We start from the raw sequence: 13,020 nt of genomic DNA on the forward strand, positions 1-13,020 counted from the left end.
GTCTCGTTAAGATCGCCAATGGGAAGGAAAAAACATGTGCCCTCCGGGATGCCTGCATTCAATCTGTGAGAAAGCCACACGTAGAGGTCTTCTCAAAACCGGCTTCACTTTGGGCCTCGGCGCCGCCGCCGCGGCGTTTCCTGGTACGCGACAAGCCCAGGCCGCTCCAACGAGCTTCACCGAGACGGTCGACCTTTCGCACGCGCTCTATGAAGGGTTTCCGACCTTTAGCGGCGAGAAATGGTTCACCGTCGAACATTTGGTCACCTTCGCAAAGGACAAGGTGAACCTGAACCGCTGGACGATCGTCGAACACAGTGGCACCCATATGGACGCGCCCATCCATTTTTCTGCCGATGGTTTGACGGCCGATCTGATTCCCATCTCCGACCTGATCGTGCCTGTCGCGGTCATCAATATTGCTTCGCGGGCGGCCGAGAATGCGGACACATCTCTCACCCCCGACGATATCAAAGCGTGGGAGGCAAAGAACGGGCCTCTTCCGGAGGGATGCTGTGTGGTGATGAATTCCGGATGGCACAAGCTTGTGGACGATCCAAAGTTCACCGGCAATGACGGCGAGAAGAGAAATCATACCCCCGGCTTTCACGTCGAGACTGCGCAATTCCTGATAGGCGAGCGGAATGTTAAGGGCATTGGAGTCGACACCCTCTCCCTCGACACGGGGCTTAACTCGGGCGGCGCGTTTCCCGTCCACTACGAATGGCTTGGAAGCGGTCGCTGGGGCGTCGAGTGCCTTGCAAATCTAGACGCGATTCCTGAAGTCGGGGCACGTCTCTTCCTCGGGATTCCGAAGGTGAGGGGCGCGACGGGCGGGCCGACTCGGGTGATCGCGCTTCTCTAGATCCACCCGGTTACGACTGCGGTAAAAAGACGATCTGCGGGCTCGGGAGTTTTGCGGTGAGGCGATTTGTGATTCCAGGTGTGGATGTGGATCAAACAGAGCCGTGGGCGGATGGACCAGGTCGACCGATAGTGCATCGCCATGTCTGAACCCTGTATTATCGCCGTTGCGATCACCGGCTCGCTGCCGCGCAAGGAAGACAATCCTGCGGTGCCAATCAGCGTGGTCGAACAGATCGAGTCGACCCAGGAAGCCTTTGAAGCAGGTGCGTCACTGGTGCACATACACGTGCGCAATGACGATCAGAGTTCATCGTCTGAACAAACGCGCTTCGCTGCCGTTCAGGAGGGGGTGCGTAGGCACTGCCCAGGCATGATCGTCCAGTTTTCGACCGGCGGGCGCGGTCGTGATCCTGCCGCGCGGGGGTCGGCACTTTATCTGAAGCCGGACATGGCCTCGCTGTCGACCGGTTCGGTCAACTTCCCATCCATCGTCTACGAGAACCATCCCGCCCTGATCGGTGATCTCGCAACCGCGATGAAGGCAAATGGTGTGCTGCCGGAGATCGAGATCTTCGACCTATCGCACCTTCACACTGCCAAGCGGCTGGCCGACGGGGGACTTATAGGTGAGCGCCCGCACATCCAGTTTGTCATGGGCGTGCAAAACGCGCTGCCTGCGGAGGAGAGATTGCTCGACGTGCTCCTCAGGGAAGCGAAACTCCTGTTTCCACAATCTACCTGGACGGCGGCCGGAATAGGCCGCAACCAAATGATCGTAATGCATTGGGCGTTGGCACGCGGAGCAGACGCAGTACGTACCGGACTTGAGGATAATATCAGGATCACCAAGGGACGCCTGGCGCGCAGCAACGCGGAGCTCGTCGAACTCGCGGCGGCCTCAGTCGAGAAGCTTGGCCGGCGCGTGGCCACCGTCAACGAGGCGCGCCAAGCGCTTGGTCTGGCATTAGGATCGTAGTTCCCCCCAAAGCAGTGGTGGTCCGGCCCTGCATTGGTGCAAGCGGCACCGAACGCGCACTAGGGCTGCGTGTGGTCGTGGGAGGAGTTTCACTCCGTCGCCTGAAATACTTGGCGATACGTCGAATATCCATGCTCCCATCCATCGAGAATAAAAGTGGCCACAACTAAGAATCTGAATGGACCGATTTTGCATGAGTTGCGGCCCGTGAACAATAGAGGAACAACCTCACGAGTTCCTTTTTCAACGAAGACGGTGATGTTCATCCTCATGAGCGTCGTTCAGGCGACTAACTCTGAAGGGCTAAGGATCCAGATCCACACCGCCGCCGATGAGGAGATTCGAACTCTTGCCACATTCCGCAGATCGGCTTCCGGTCAGAAGCGAACGCGAGAGAACAGAGGAACTTCAGTCTACGGCCTCACTTCTGTCGAACAGTACCGCGCCCAATTTCAGTCGCGTCGGCGGCATGGCGATTTCCAAAAGGCCGCCCGTCCGCTCAGGTTGCAGCAATTGGTGGGAACCGGCCGCTCGGCTGTTGGATCGACTTTTGGGATTTGCAGACATTTCCCCGGTTGCGCGAGCACATCCGATTGCCGATGATAATGCATGACCGCGTTTGCCCACCACGATGCCTACATCGCTGCGGCACCGGAAGCGCTCCGGCCGCTGCTTACGCTCGTGCGCGCCCGGCTTGGGCAAACGCTTCCTGACGTGAAAGAGGTCATCCAGTACGACATGCCAGGATTCGGTTGCGCGGGTTTAGTTATCGCAGGCTATGCGGCATTCAGCAAACAGTGCGGTCTGTACGTTAGCAAAGGCGCGATCAGCGCATATTCGGACGATATTGCCGCAGCCGGGCTCAAAGCGTCGAAGACCGGTGTCACATTCTCGCCGAGCAAGCCCATCCCGGACGAACTCATTGCCGCACTCGCCCTTGCTTCGCGAAAAGAGCTAGCCGTGTGAATGGCCGATGCCGCGGTGTCCGCCAACGAACTGATATTGCTGCCCAACCGCGAACGGCAGCCTTTTAAGATGCGGCGTCTAGGCCGAAGGCGCCACCAGCCTCCTGAGCGCGCCGCGGATGATGGCGCGGTGGAATGGCATCACCGCGGCGAGATAGGCGCGGCCGGCGAGATTGTGCCGGCGGATAACCGTCGTCAGCTTGATCCGCTGGCGCTCGGGACCGGCAGGCGAGAGCTGGACGATCACGCGGAAATCGAGGTGGCGGTCGTCGAAGCCGCCGACGAAGCGCGACGACGTCTCGGAGACGACCGGAAAGATACCGACCATTTCGCGGCCCGGCACGCGGTCCGCGCCTTTCAGCCCGAGCGGCAGGACGACGAGGTTGCGCAGGAGGAGGAGCGGCATCGTCCAAGCGGGAAAGGCGCGGACCATCGCTTCGGCCGCCGCGCGGGCCGTCGGAAACGGCCGCGCCGTCTCCGCCTCGTAGGCATCCGCCCAATCCGCGCCGTTGAGCGCCGGATCGGGCAGCCGCACCGCCACTTCCTCTACCGCAACCGCCATCGTCCCGTCTCCCGAACCGCCGGCCCCGGTGGCCGGCGCGTCTAGATCAGCATTGACGGCGGTTTCGTTCAATCCGGCGAAAGCGCGCAGGCCGCGCCGGCTCCATTTGGCAGCGTCCCGTCGGTTCTGCAGGAGGGCGTTGGAGGGTTGGCGGAAAGGAAATGGTTTTGCAAAGCAACGGCGACCTTATCGCAAGTAGGTCGGAGCGAGTCACTTCGCTGAATTCCAAACCTGGCCTTCTGTGTCGTCGTCCTGAATGACTTGATAGCGACCGATTGAAAAAATCAGGCAAGGTCACCGATTAATCCAACCGCTCGCGGCTCTGCTTCTGTCAGCGCACGCTAATGCCGTTGAGGAACAGATCAACGAGATGAGCGACGTGCATTTTCGTTGGGCCGTCCTTATCGAGCGCAACAGATATTATGCATGCTAAATTAAGGTCTGCGCAGCCGTCCAGCATAATACATCTAAGCAAGACCTCGGCCCCCAGGGAAATTTCCCACATATTGCTGGCGAACAGCGCGATTGGCGCTGTCGTAATGCCAAGGCCCCAGCCTGATTTTCCAATTACGCCTGAAGTGCTTGGCGCGCGCCCGAAAGGTTCGGTCAAGCCCCTCATCGATATACCTCGCGATATCTGCTTTACGAAAAGTGCGTAATTGACCGTAGATATAGGCTGTATATCTTATTGTGACGGTCGCGGGTGTTCTGAAGCGCGGTCAAATTGAAACCTCAAAGGCCTGACGCGCGATCACGGCTCCTTGGAGCCGTCTATCCGCGTGCGGTTTTTCCCTAGACTGAAATGGAGCACTTTTTATGCCTACAACACCATTGGGACGCGCGATCGTCAACGCGCTCGTTACCACCATGCTAATCTCCACGACGGTGAGTAGTAATTTCGTCGCTCCGGCCATGGCTGCCGAAGAAGCGCCAATGTCCGGCTCCGTAGTCTCCCATGCGTCGCACAAGATTTCTCCGGAAATTAAAGGGCATGCCGAACTCATCATCCACTTCATGCGGTCGGTTTCCGGAAGCCTGACCAAGGCCTCGACTCTGCTTTTTGTTCCGGAACGCCAGCCACCGGCAGGAGGATGGCCGGTCATCGCCTGGGCGCACGGAACCACGACGCCTGGCAACAAGCTGTGCGCGCCAAGCCTTACGGACGCGCTGGACGGCGGACTGACGAAGGATGGCTTCAACAGCGACTACCTGTTCGAAATCTCAACGCTGGTGAACGCCGGCTATGCGGTCGTCGCTCCCGATCTTGAAGGTCTAGGCGAGGTTGCGACAGTTCCCTACCCATATTTCAATGCAAGCAGTCTGGCGCGTTCATTGGTGAGCGGTGTCGTTGCGGCTCACAAGGTCAATGCCAACCTCTCGAAGGAATATGTTGCCGTTGGTCATTCCGACGGCGGTCATGCGGTTCTCGGCGTCGAAGCCTATGCCAAGGAAGCGCCGCAGTTCGAATTCAAGGGGACCGTGGCGATCGCACCTTACACATCCATCGACGCCTATGTGAAAGAGCTTGCACAGCGGGCAGCCGCAAACCCTGAAAAGGCGAACGACTTCCGTCTCCTCCAGAATTTCAACGTCGCTCTGATGACGACCGGACTTTGGGTGGTCGATCCTTCTTTCGAGGCTTCGTCGGTTATGGGGCCCGATCTTGAAGCGCAGTTGAAGGACTTCACCACGCGCTGCTCGGTCCCAGCTATTGGCGGACTGTCGAAAGCGGTGACGGCGAAGGGCGAGACATTCGACGGCCTCAAGGGAGATTGGGCTACCGCACCGAAGATGGCGGCGTTCCTTGCCGAAAACGATCCGGCGGTTGATCCCGACTTCCGTCTCAAGAAGCCGACCTTTATCGCACTCGGTCCGGACGATGCCTTCGTTTTCGAAAACACGACGCGGGCACTGGTCTCCCGGCTGAAGGCGGACGGGACACCGGTGACTTATAATGAGTATCCGCGCACCGACCATTTCACGGTCATCCGGGCATCGCAGCCCGACATCATGGGGTTTCTGAAACAGCGTTTCGCTGACTGACGGAACCATGCGACCGCCGCAGCCAACAGACGCTTGCGGCGGTCCGCACTGACGTATCTTGAAGCATCAAGCAATGACAGAATTCAATAGAAGAATCGTACTTGCATCCAGGCCGGTCGGTCGTCCGAAGCCGAGCAATTTCCGCGTCGAAGACGCAGCCATGCCGGAGCCCCGCGAAAGTCAGATTCTGCTCGAAACCATCTACCTGTCGCTCGACCCCTACATGCGGGGTCGCATGAGCGCCGCCAAGTCCTATGCCGAGCCGATCGAGATCGGCGGCGTGATGGTCGGCGCCACGGTCGCCAAGGTCAAGCAATCGCGTCATCCGGACTGGAAGGAGAGCGATATCGTTGTCGCTTACTCGGGTTGGCAAAGTCATGCCGTTTCGGACGGGAGCGACTTGCGGCGCATCGATCCCGCTATCGCTCCGATTTCGACCGGCTTGGGCGTTCTTGGCATGACTGGTTTCACCGCCTATGCCGGATTGCGCAACATCGGACATCCAAAACCTGGAGAGACTGTGGTGGTCGCAGCCGCCAGCGGGGCGGTCGGCTCCGTCGTGGGGCAGATCGCAAAGATCGGAGGCGCCCGTGCCGTTGGCATGGCGGGGGGCCGGGCAAGTGCGCATTCGTGAAGCACGAGTTGGGATTTGATGCGGTTATCGATCACCGCGATCCAGATTTCCCGCAGCGTCTCGCCGACGCCTGCCCGAACGGTATCGACGTCTATTTCGAGAATGTCGGTGGCCGCGTGTGGGATGCGGTCTTGCCGCTTCTGAATAACTTCGCGCGCGTTCCGCTCTGTGGAATGATCTCACATTACAACGACGACGCCTATTCAACGCCGGCCTTCGACAGGCTGCCTGCCTCCATGCGAGACATCCAGCACAAGAGCATCACGATCCGCGGTTTCATGAATGTGGAATTCATCGAGCAACAACCCGAATTCCTCAAGGAAGCGGCTGGCTGGATCGCCGACGCCCGGTTGACATGGCGCGAGGACGTCATCAACGGACTTGAGAACGCCCCCGATGCATTCATTGGTCTTTTGGAAGGCCGCAAGTGGTCAGGGTGTCGTCAAAGCAATAGAAAGCCTGCCTGGCCGGGGACGTGATCAGTCTCGAACGCGGTCGTATTCGTCCTGCGCGCGCTCGAGTTCCGGCCCGTAGGTCATCGACCATTCGTAGAGCGCCTCGAACGGTTGCCGAAGGGAGTGGCCGAGCGCAGTGATCGTGTATTCGACACCGACCGGCGTCGTCGTCGTTAGCACCTCACGGCGAATGAGACCGTTGCGTTCCAGACGCTTCAGCGCATCGGCGAGCGCCTTGTGCGTGATGCCGTCCAGACGCCGCATGATCTCGTTGAAGCGCGACGGCCTGGTGCACAGAACGGTCAGAATCAGGACCGACCACTTGTTGGCGATCTGCTCAAGCACCGGCCGCGCCTTTTGCACGTCTATCAACGCCTCGACGGAAACGGGCTTAGGACGACGGGGCGGGCTGACTTTGACGGGCAAGTCTTCAATCACGGCGGACATGGGTATACTCCTCGATATCTGCTTTACTTGTAGTGCGTAATTGACCGTAGGTATAGAGCATATATCTTGAGCCATCGATTTTTGATGGAGTTCACATGAGCAGATCAGCAAACAAGATCGCACTGGTTGTCGGCGGTGCCGGCGGTATCGGCGGGGCAGTTTCACAAAGGTTCGCCAGTGAGGGAGCGCAGGTCTATGCGACCAGCCGCAAGGGTGCGGACGGCGCCTTGGAAGCGGCGGGCACCGGCAGCATCCGGACGGTCCTGGCGGATGCAAGCAACAGAGCGGATCTTGAACGTGTGTTCGAGCAGATCAGATCGGAACGCGGGCGCATCGACGTGCTCGTTGTGAATGCCGGCCTTTCCGAATACGCCCCGCTTGAAGATATTTCGGAGGATCATTTCGACAGGACATTCGGCCTGAATGTGCGTTCCCTGGTTTTCGCCGCACAAGGTGCCGTCAACCTCATGCAGCCAGGCGGAACGATCGTGTTGATCGGCTCTATCGCAGGCGACATCGGCACCAAAGGATATGGCGTCTATGGCGCCACCAAGGCCGCTGTCCGTTCGTTCACCCGCACTTGGGCCAACGAACTTGCTCCCAAGGGCATTCGTGTCAACGTCGTCAGCCCCGGCCCGACCGATACGGCGATGATGGCCGGGGCCTCGCAAGAGATTCGAGACGCGCTTTCCAGCATGATCCCTCTCGGGCGCATGGGCCGGCCTGACGAGGTGGCCGCCGCGGTTGTTTTCCTCGCCAGCGACGAGAGCAGTTTCACAACCGGCGCAGAACTGGCCGTCGATGGCGGCATGGCCCAGGTGTGACGTGCGCCTTCGACCACTAAAAACTGGACAGCCGCCGTTGCGCGATGTGGCTTTACGCGTAAGCCGGAATAGAGTCCGGATCTCTGAGTTGTGGGCGTATGCGCTTGGAGGATACGGCGAAGTAGCCCTGACATCTGGCAGATGCGAGCCACGCCCATCCCAGTGCCGACTGGCGCGCTTGAGACCGGATTGCGTCCGCTCGATCAGCAAACCCCGCTCGAACTGGGCAACGGCGTTGAGCGCATTCATGGTCATCGTGCCGGCCGAGCTGGTAAGGTCGGCGCCGCCGAGTGCGAGGCAATAAACTCTCACGCCCATTTCACCCCAGTGCCCTTGACCGTAGTACCGACATCTATTGCGTCACGGTCGAGCTGGTCGAGTTTGGTAACGATCAAAATATCCCTACCGGCAGTTGCACGGTGGGCTCCCTTCAGGAGCTGGGTGAGGATCGGTCCTTGTCTATGCCGTTCAGGACCGTCCTCGCTCGCTCAAGGTCTTGCTGAAGGATACTCCGTTGAAGTTGGGACAGCCGCTTCTCCTTCAACAGGCTTGCGGCCTCCTCCGCGGAACGGGCCCATGCCGGTCGGTGTCTCGCAGTGATGCATTTGGACAAAGGGTCGGCTGGCAGAGCGCGGTTAGCGGGCCCTTGGCTCCGGTGGCCCTGCTTGCGCGCAGCTGTGCGCTTCTGGGGCGTACAATCTCCTGGAGGTACGCAGCCGCCGGCGCTGCCAACTTGGCCTCGGATAGTTTAGCCGCCGGCGCGCGAGCCTTGGATTCCCACAAGGCGACCAACGTGGTGCAGTTCCTCAGCGATCTTCCGTTAGGTGGATGCTAATGGTCGGAGGCGTCTCCAGTTGATCGGCAACGGCCTGCCAGCGATCGGCAAAATACCCATAGACCCGGCTGACCCGCGAGCAGATCTGGAAGGGCCTCGAACTCAAGGCACGCGATGCCCGGCTGTTCCTTCCGGCCGGCCTTTCCACACGCTGCGACGTCGTGGAGGAAAGCGCGACCCAGTTCGTGCGCGAAGCCACGATCGCGGGTTCCGACTTGCGCGAGATCATCACGCTGGAGGAGCAACGCAAGGTCACCTTCTTCCAGGCGACCGGTCCGCGTGCAGGCGCGATCGTCAACGAGCTTTTCGAGGATGAGGCGGGCGAACTGCAGCTCAAATTCCACTGCTACCTCGGACTGCGCGACAAGGCGCCGAGCGGCCCCGAGGAGCAGGCCGAGCAGCAGCAGTTCGACAGCGACAAGGGCTACAAGGCCGCCCTGCTGTCTACGCTGAAGCGCACACGCGACCTCGTGGCCGAAGGCCGGCTCTGAACCCACCCACACCTATCAATAACCGGATCGCGCCAACCGAGGCGTCCCGCTTTCGGAGGAATATACCATGCAACATTCTTCAGTCCCCGACACTGCCGCAGCCAGTCCGAAGCCTCTCGTTCTCGGGGCGACCGGGGGTACGGGGCGGCGCATCGTCACTCAGGCGATCGCCAGAGGATAGGACGTCACCGTGCTCGCTCGCTCTGCCAAAAAGGCAGGCCAACTCAGCGGTGCCAAGGTCGTCGTCGGTGATGCCCTCGACGAAGCGTCCGTGCGGCGAGCGCTGCGAGATCGTGACGTCGTCATCAGCGCCCTCGGCACGCCCGCGAGCCCCTTGCGGGAGGTGACGCTGCTTTCGTCCGCGACACGAGTCTTGGTCAACGCGATGAAGGCGGAGAACATCCGACGTCTGGTCGCCATCACCGGCATCGGCGCCGGCGACGGTGCCGGACACGGCAGCTTCCTGTTTGATCGGGTGATCTTCCCGCTGCTCCTTCGCCGCGTCTACGCGGACAAGAACCGACAGGAGGATATCGTTCGGGCGAGCGGCCTCGACTGGGTCCTCGTTCGTCCTTCGTTCTCAACGACGAGCCCGGCGGCCGAAAGATCCGGGCACTCACGGATCTTTCGCGCTTCCATGGCGGCACGATCTCTCGGGATGACGTCGCGAGCTTCGTTCTATGGAGGCCTCTGGCCGCTTGGCGTGAGAGGTCTCCATTGATAGCAAACCGTCGCAAAACTGTCTCAGGCTTCCCAGTCGGCCGCTGCCACGGCATCGGCACCGGCCGGAAGCTTCATGGGGCAGCTCGGGTCGGTGGCAGCGCGCCATACGGCCTCTGCAACATCCGACGAACGGGTGACGGGCCCTTGCGGCTGCTGCAGATTCGCGACCACCGCGTTGGTGTATTCGGCATAAGTCTCTGGGAACCCGCCCGCGCCTTGGATGCGGCCGAACGCATTCTTTCCGAAGCTCGTGTCAGGCGCGAGGCCAGGTAGCACGATCCGGACCGCCACGCCGAAGGGTTGAAGCTCCAGTGCAACGGATTCTGTAAAGGCGTTCACGGCCGCCTTGCTCGCTGTGTAGACGGACAGCAGCGGGAGCGGCTTCACTGTAACGGTCGAGGTGACGTTGACGATCGTGCCCGCCCGACGCTCGCGGAACTGCGGCAGGACCGCCTGCATGGTCCGCATGGTTCCGATGGTATTGGTTTCGAAGATGTCCCGGGCAATGTCCATCGGCGTGCCTTCCAATGCATTGAGCCAGCCGATGCCCGCATTGTTGACAAGGACGTCGATCGGACCTGCCGCCTCGACCGCCTGCCGGACGCTCTCGTCGCTCCGGACGTCGAGGGGGAGGATACGGAGGTTCTCCGAGGCGGGGAGGACGCTCTCGTCGGGCGTACGCATCGTTGCGATAACCTTCCAGTCCTGAGTGAGGAAATGCTTGGCGATGTCGAGGCCGAAGCCGGACGAGCAGCCCGTGATGAGGACGGTGTTCATGGTGTCTCCTTTGGTGTCTGTGCACGGGAGACATGTGGACGTCGCAGGGCGGACCCGCTATCATCGAAAGTCCGATTAGCATTCGTGAGCGTCCTGAAATGAACGATCCATTCGCCGAGGTGGTGGCGCTGCTCCAACCGAGCTTACCCTTCTCGAAACAGGCGAGCGGCGCGGGGTCGTGGCGGATCGACGTGTCGGTAACGAAAGATCCCTTGTTCTGCGTGATCCTGGAGGGGGCCGTGCGCCTGTCTTTGGAAGGGCGGCCAAAGCTCGAGCTAAAAGAGAACGACTTTGTGCTCGTCCCGGCGGCACGCGACTTCACGATGTCGAGCCTCGATGGCGGCCCGCCGAAGGGCCAGTCTGTGCATACGATGGTGGCAGACGAGATGAGGCACGGCGATCCGGAAGGGCCAACGAACGTGCGCATGCTGGCTGGCCGCCTTGCCTTCGGCTCGCCGGACGCCGGGCTGCTCCTGTCGCTCCTTCCGGAGCTCATCCACGTCCGTGGGCTGAAGAGGATCGCTACGCTGGTACAGCTCGTCAGGAATGAGGCGCAGGACGAAAGGCCTGCCCGGGAAATGGTCCTCGGGCGGCTGCTCGATGTGCTGCTCATCGAGGCGTTGCGGGCGGCGTCGGACGCCGCCGCCCCGCCAGGTCTTCTCCGTGGATTGGCTGACGCCCGGCTGGGGAGCGCCATACGCTGCATCCACGGCGACCCGCGCCATGCATGGACCGTGGAGCGACTGGCGAAGGAGGCGTCCATGTCGCGCTCGGTGTTCTTCGACAGGTTCCGCAGGGAAGTCGGCGTTCCGCCGATGGAGTATTTGCTGTCGTGGCGGATGGCCCTCGCCAGGAACATGCTGCGGCGCGGTGACGGCGGGGTGAAGGAAGTTGCGGAAACCGTCGGCTATGGCTCCGCCAGTTCCTTCAGCGTCGCGTTCACCCGGTTTGTAGGTATCCCGCCGATGCAGTTCGCACGCCAAGACGGGGTTAGTTGTATCCTAGAGCTGCAAGACCAAGCCGCTACAGGGAGTAAGAACGCACGGCTTCTACGACTCTAAAGGGTCGTTTGCGGATGACAGGTTTTCATCCTGACTTCATTAAGCTGACGTTCCGCTGTCGGCCCCGTTGCGGTCATAGCGCTCGCGAACCGGATCGGGGCGACGCAGTGCGGCGATCTGCTCTGCAACTAGGGCCCATCCAAAAAGCAAGAGCCGAAATCTGTTCAGATAGCAAGCGGCCAACCGCCGCTGATGGATTGGACGGATAGGGAGTAAAAATCAGATAGTTACGGAACGCTGTGTGCAAAAATCGCACGCGAAAGTTCTCCTTCTCTTCCATTTTCGTTCCCACGACAGAGCCGCCGACAGCTCTTTTCGGACGGTCTTTTGCCGCCGATGCTGACCGTTGCTGTGTGGACGTTCGCCAGAATATCCGTGAACCTCATCGTCCGCTGCAGTGTTAAGTTTGCATGGGGTTCTTGGAAGCTTTTCGAACTTTCTGTCTTGCGCCTCCAGCCGAGTTGCGAGCGCTTGTGAAGGAGATCGACATGTCACCACATGTTCGAAGTCATGGCCAATGACGACCAGAAGCGGCTTTGGCGTGCGCTGGCAAAGGGTACGGCACCGGACTGGAACCAGCTGTTTGCGGGCTACGCGTCCTGCATCGACTGGCCCTCCGCGTACTATTGGCGTGATCTGATTGAGTTCTATCCCGACGCGCGGGTCATCCTGACATACCGTTCGCCGGAAAGCTGGTGGGAAAGCTTCGCGAAAACGATCTTGGCGGGCATCAGCCAGAGCACGGACCAGGAGTCGCTGGGTCTTGCCTTGATCTCCAGGCAGGTCTTTGGCGGCCGGCCGCACGATCGCGCCCATGCCATCGCCGTCTACGAAGCGGTCAATTGCGACGGTGCCGTCGAGTCGGCTGCTGGTCCACAATCTGGGCGATGGATGGAAGCCGCTCTGCCTGCATCTTGGCGTGCCAGTACCGGATCAGTCCTATCCCAATCGCAACAACACGAAGGACTTTCAGATGGCTCTTGCACAGAACTAGTCGGACCGTCTGCAATGGGTCAGGTCACGACGATGTTCGCGACGACGGTCAGAACCGGACTTGGGGTAGCGTCAGCGCTTGACCCCCAGGCGACCCATCAATTTTCAACGACGACTTTGCGCCTTATGTCGGACGTCAAGATCAACCCTGCCGCTTCCTGTTCACCGGCCGCTGCTTCCTATCGCAAAAGCCTTTGCCGGTAATAATTTGGAGAGATGAGTGAAGGCAGCCGCCTGTCCGTCTGTGGCGATCACCCGAAGCATCGCCCCGGCCCCAAGGCAGATAGGTTGCAGGCAACTTGGTGTGTTATACACGCTGCGCTTTTCGGAGCGGATATGAGATCGATGGATCAGGAAAGACTTCTAG

12 protein-coding genes and 3 pseudogenes are annotated in these 13,020 nt (G+C 60.4%); 10 read left to right on the forward strand and 5 right to left on the reverse strand.

The genetic code is table 11. The features are described from left to right. The first annotated feature begins 109 nt into the window (after positions 1 to 109). From ABID19_RS14070 to ABID19_RS14080, 3 genes are all read left to right on the forward strand, one after another. Positions 110 to 865, forward strand: coding sequence for a cyclase family protein (locus tag ABID19_RS14070; RefSeq protein WP_354491306.1), 756 nt, complete (start codon positions 110 to 112; stop codon positions 863 to 865). 141 nt (positions 866 to 1,006) lie between these two features. Further along, on the forward strand, positions 1,007 to 1,843 hold the full coding sequence (locus tag ABID19_RS14075; RefSeq protein ID WP_354491308.1) for a beta-keto acid cleavage family enzyme: 837 nt from the start codon (positions 1,007 to 1,009) through the stop codon (positions 1,841 to 1,843). Positions 1,844 to 2,452: 609 nt separating this feature from the next. Further along, positions 2,453 to 2,809: an iron chaperone gene (locus tag ABID19_RS14080; RefSeq protein WP_354491310.1), complete on the forward strand. Its 357-nt coding sequence runs from the start codon at positions 2,453 to 2,455 to the stop codon at positions 2,807 to 2,809. A gap of 78 nt (positions 2,810 to 2,887) precedes the next feature. Here the strand turns inward: ABID19_RS14080 and ABID19_RS14085 are convergent, their stop codons facing one another. Beyond that, positions 2,888 to 3,370, reverse strand: coding sequence for a DUF2867 domain-containing protein (locus ABID19_RS14085; RefSeq protein WP_354491312.1), 483 nt, complete (start codon positions 3,368 to 3,370; stop codon positions 2,888 to 2,890). 331 nt (positions 3,371 to 3,701) lie between these two features. Continuing rightward, positions 3,702 to 3,980 (reverse strand): hypothetical protein, encoded by a 279-nt coding sequence (locus ABID19_RS14090; protein WP_354491313.1) that lies wholly within the window; start codon positions 3,978 to 3,980, stop codon positions 3,702 to 3,704. 206 nt (positions 3,981 to 4,186) lie between these two features. Between ABID19_RS14090 and ABID19_RS14095 the strand changes: the two genes are divergently transcribed. Both ABID19_RS14095 and ABID19_RS14100 read left to right on the forward strand, forming a co-directional pair. Beyond that, positions 4,187 to 5,413 (forward strand): alpha/beta hydrolase family protein, encoded by a 1,227-nt coding sequence (locus ABID19_RS14095; RefSeq protein ID WP_354491315.1) that lies wholly within the window; start codon positions 4,187 to 4,189, stop codon positions 5,411 to 5,413. Between the two features lie 73 nt (positions 5,414 to 5,486). Next, positions 5,487 to 6,526, forward strand: a pseudogene (locus tag ABID19_RS14100) (NADP-dependent oxidoreductase). Here ABID19_RS14100 and ABID19_RS14105 read toward each other — a convergent pair. Continuing rightward, the gene (locus ABID19_RS14105) at positions 6,527 to 6,949 is read right to left on the reverse strand and encodes a winged helix-turn-helix transcriptional regulator (RefSeq protein ID WP_354491316.1); all 423 of its coding nucleotides are present in this window, start codon (positions 6,947 to 6,949) and stop codon (positions 6,527 to 6,529) included. A 95-nt stretch (positions 6,950 to 7,044) separates the two neighbouring features. Between ABID19_RS14105 and ABID19_RS14110 the strand changes: the two genes are divergently transcribed. Then, positions 7,045 to 7,773, forward strand: coding sequence for an SDR family NAD(P)-dependent oxidoreductase (locus tag ABID19_RS14110; RefSeq protein WP_354491317.1), 729 nt, complete (start codon positions 7,045 to 7,047; stop codon positions 7,771 to 7,773). Between the two features lie 132 nt (positions 7,774 to 7,905). On the opposite strand, the pseudogene ABID19_RS14115 reads toward ABID19_RS14110, so the two are convergent. After that, positions 7,906 to 8,174, reverse strand: a pseudogene (locus ABID19_RS14115) (recombinase family protein); the annotation flags it as partial. 502 nt (positions 8,175 to 8,676) lie between these two features. On the opposite strand from ABID19_RS14115, the gene ABID19_RS14120 reads away from it, so the two are divergent. After that, complete coding sequence (locus tag ABID19_RS14120; protein ID WP_354491624.1) at positions 8,677 to 9,099, forward strand: AtaL-like protein; 423 nt, start codon at positions 8,677 to 8,679, stop codon at positions 9,097 to 9,099. Between the two features lie 67 nt (positions 9,100 to 9,166). After that, a pseudogene (locus ABID19_RS14125) lies at positions 9,167 to 9,822 on the forward strand (NAD(P)-dependent oxidoreductase); the annotation flags it as partial. A 21-nt stretch (positions 9,823 to 9,843) separates the two neighbouring features. On the opposite strand, the gene ABID19_RS14130 reads toward ABID19_RS14125, so the two are convergent. Next, positions 9,844 to 10,599, reverse strand: coding sequence for an SDR family oxidoreductase (locus ABID19_RS14130; RefSeq protein ID WP_354491319.1), 756 nt, complete (start codon positions 10,597 to 10,599; stop codon positions 9,844 to 9,846). Positions 10,600 to 10,697: 98 nt separating this feature from the next. Here ABID19_RS14130 and ABID19_RS14135 point away from each other — a divergent pair, with 98 nt between their 5' ends. Together ABID19_RS14135 and ABID19_RS34335 are read left to right on the forward strand one after the other, a co-directional pair. Then, positions 10,698 to 11,660, forward strand: coding sequence for an AraC family transcriptional regulator (locus ABID19_RS14135; RefSeq protein WP_354491321.1), 963 nt, complete (start codon positions 10,698 to 10,700; stop codon positions 11,658 to 11,660). Between the two features lie 498 nt (positions 11,661 to 12,158). Further along, a complete protein-coding gene (locus ABID19_RS34335) occupies positions 12,159 to 12,857 on the forward strand; it encodes a sulfotransferase (RefSeq protein ID WP_435528722.1) in 699 nt (232 codons plus the stop codon). Positions 12,858 to 13,020 lie beyond the last annotated feature (163 nt).

Source organism: Mesorhizobium robiniae, from assembly GCF_040545535.1.
In the GTDB taxonomy this organism is placed as follows: Bacteria; Pseudomonadota; Alphaproteobacteria; order Rhizobiales; family Rhizobiaceae; genus Mesorhizobium; species Mesorhizobium robiniae.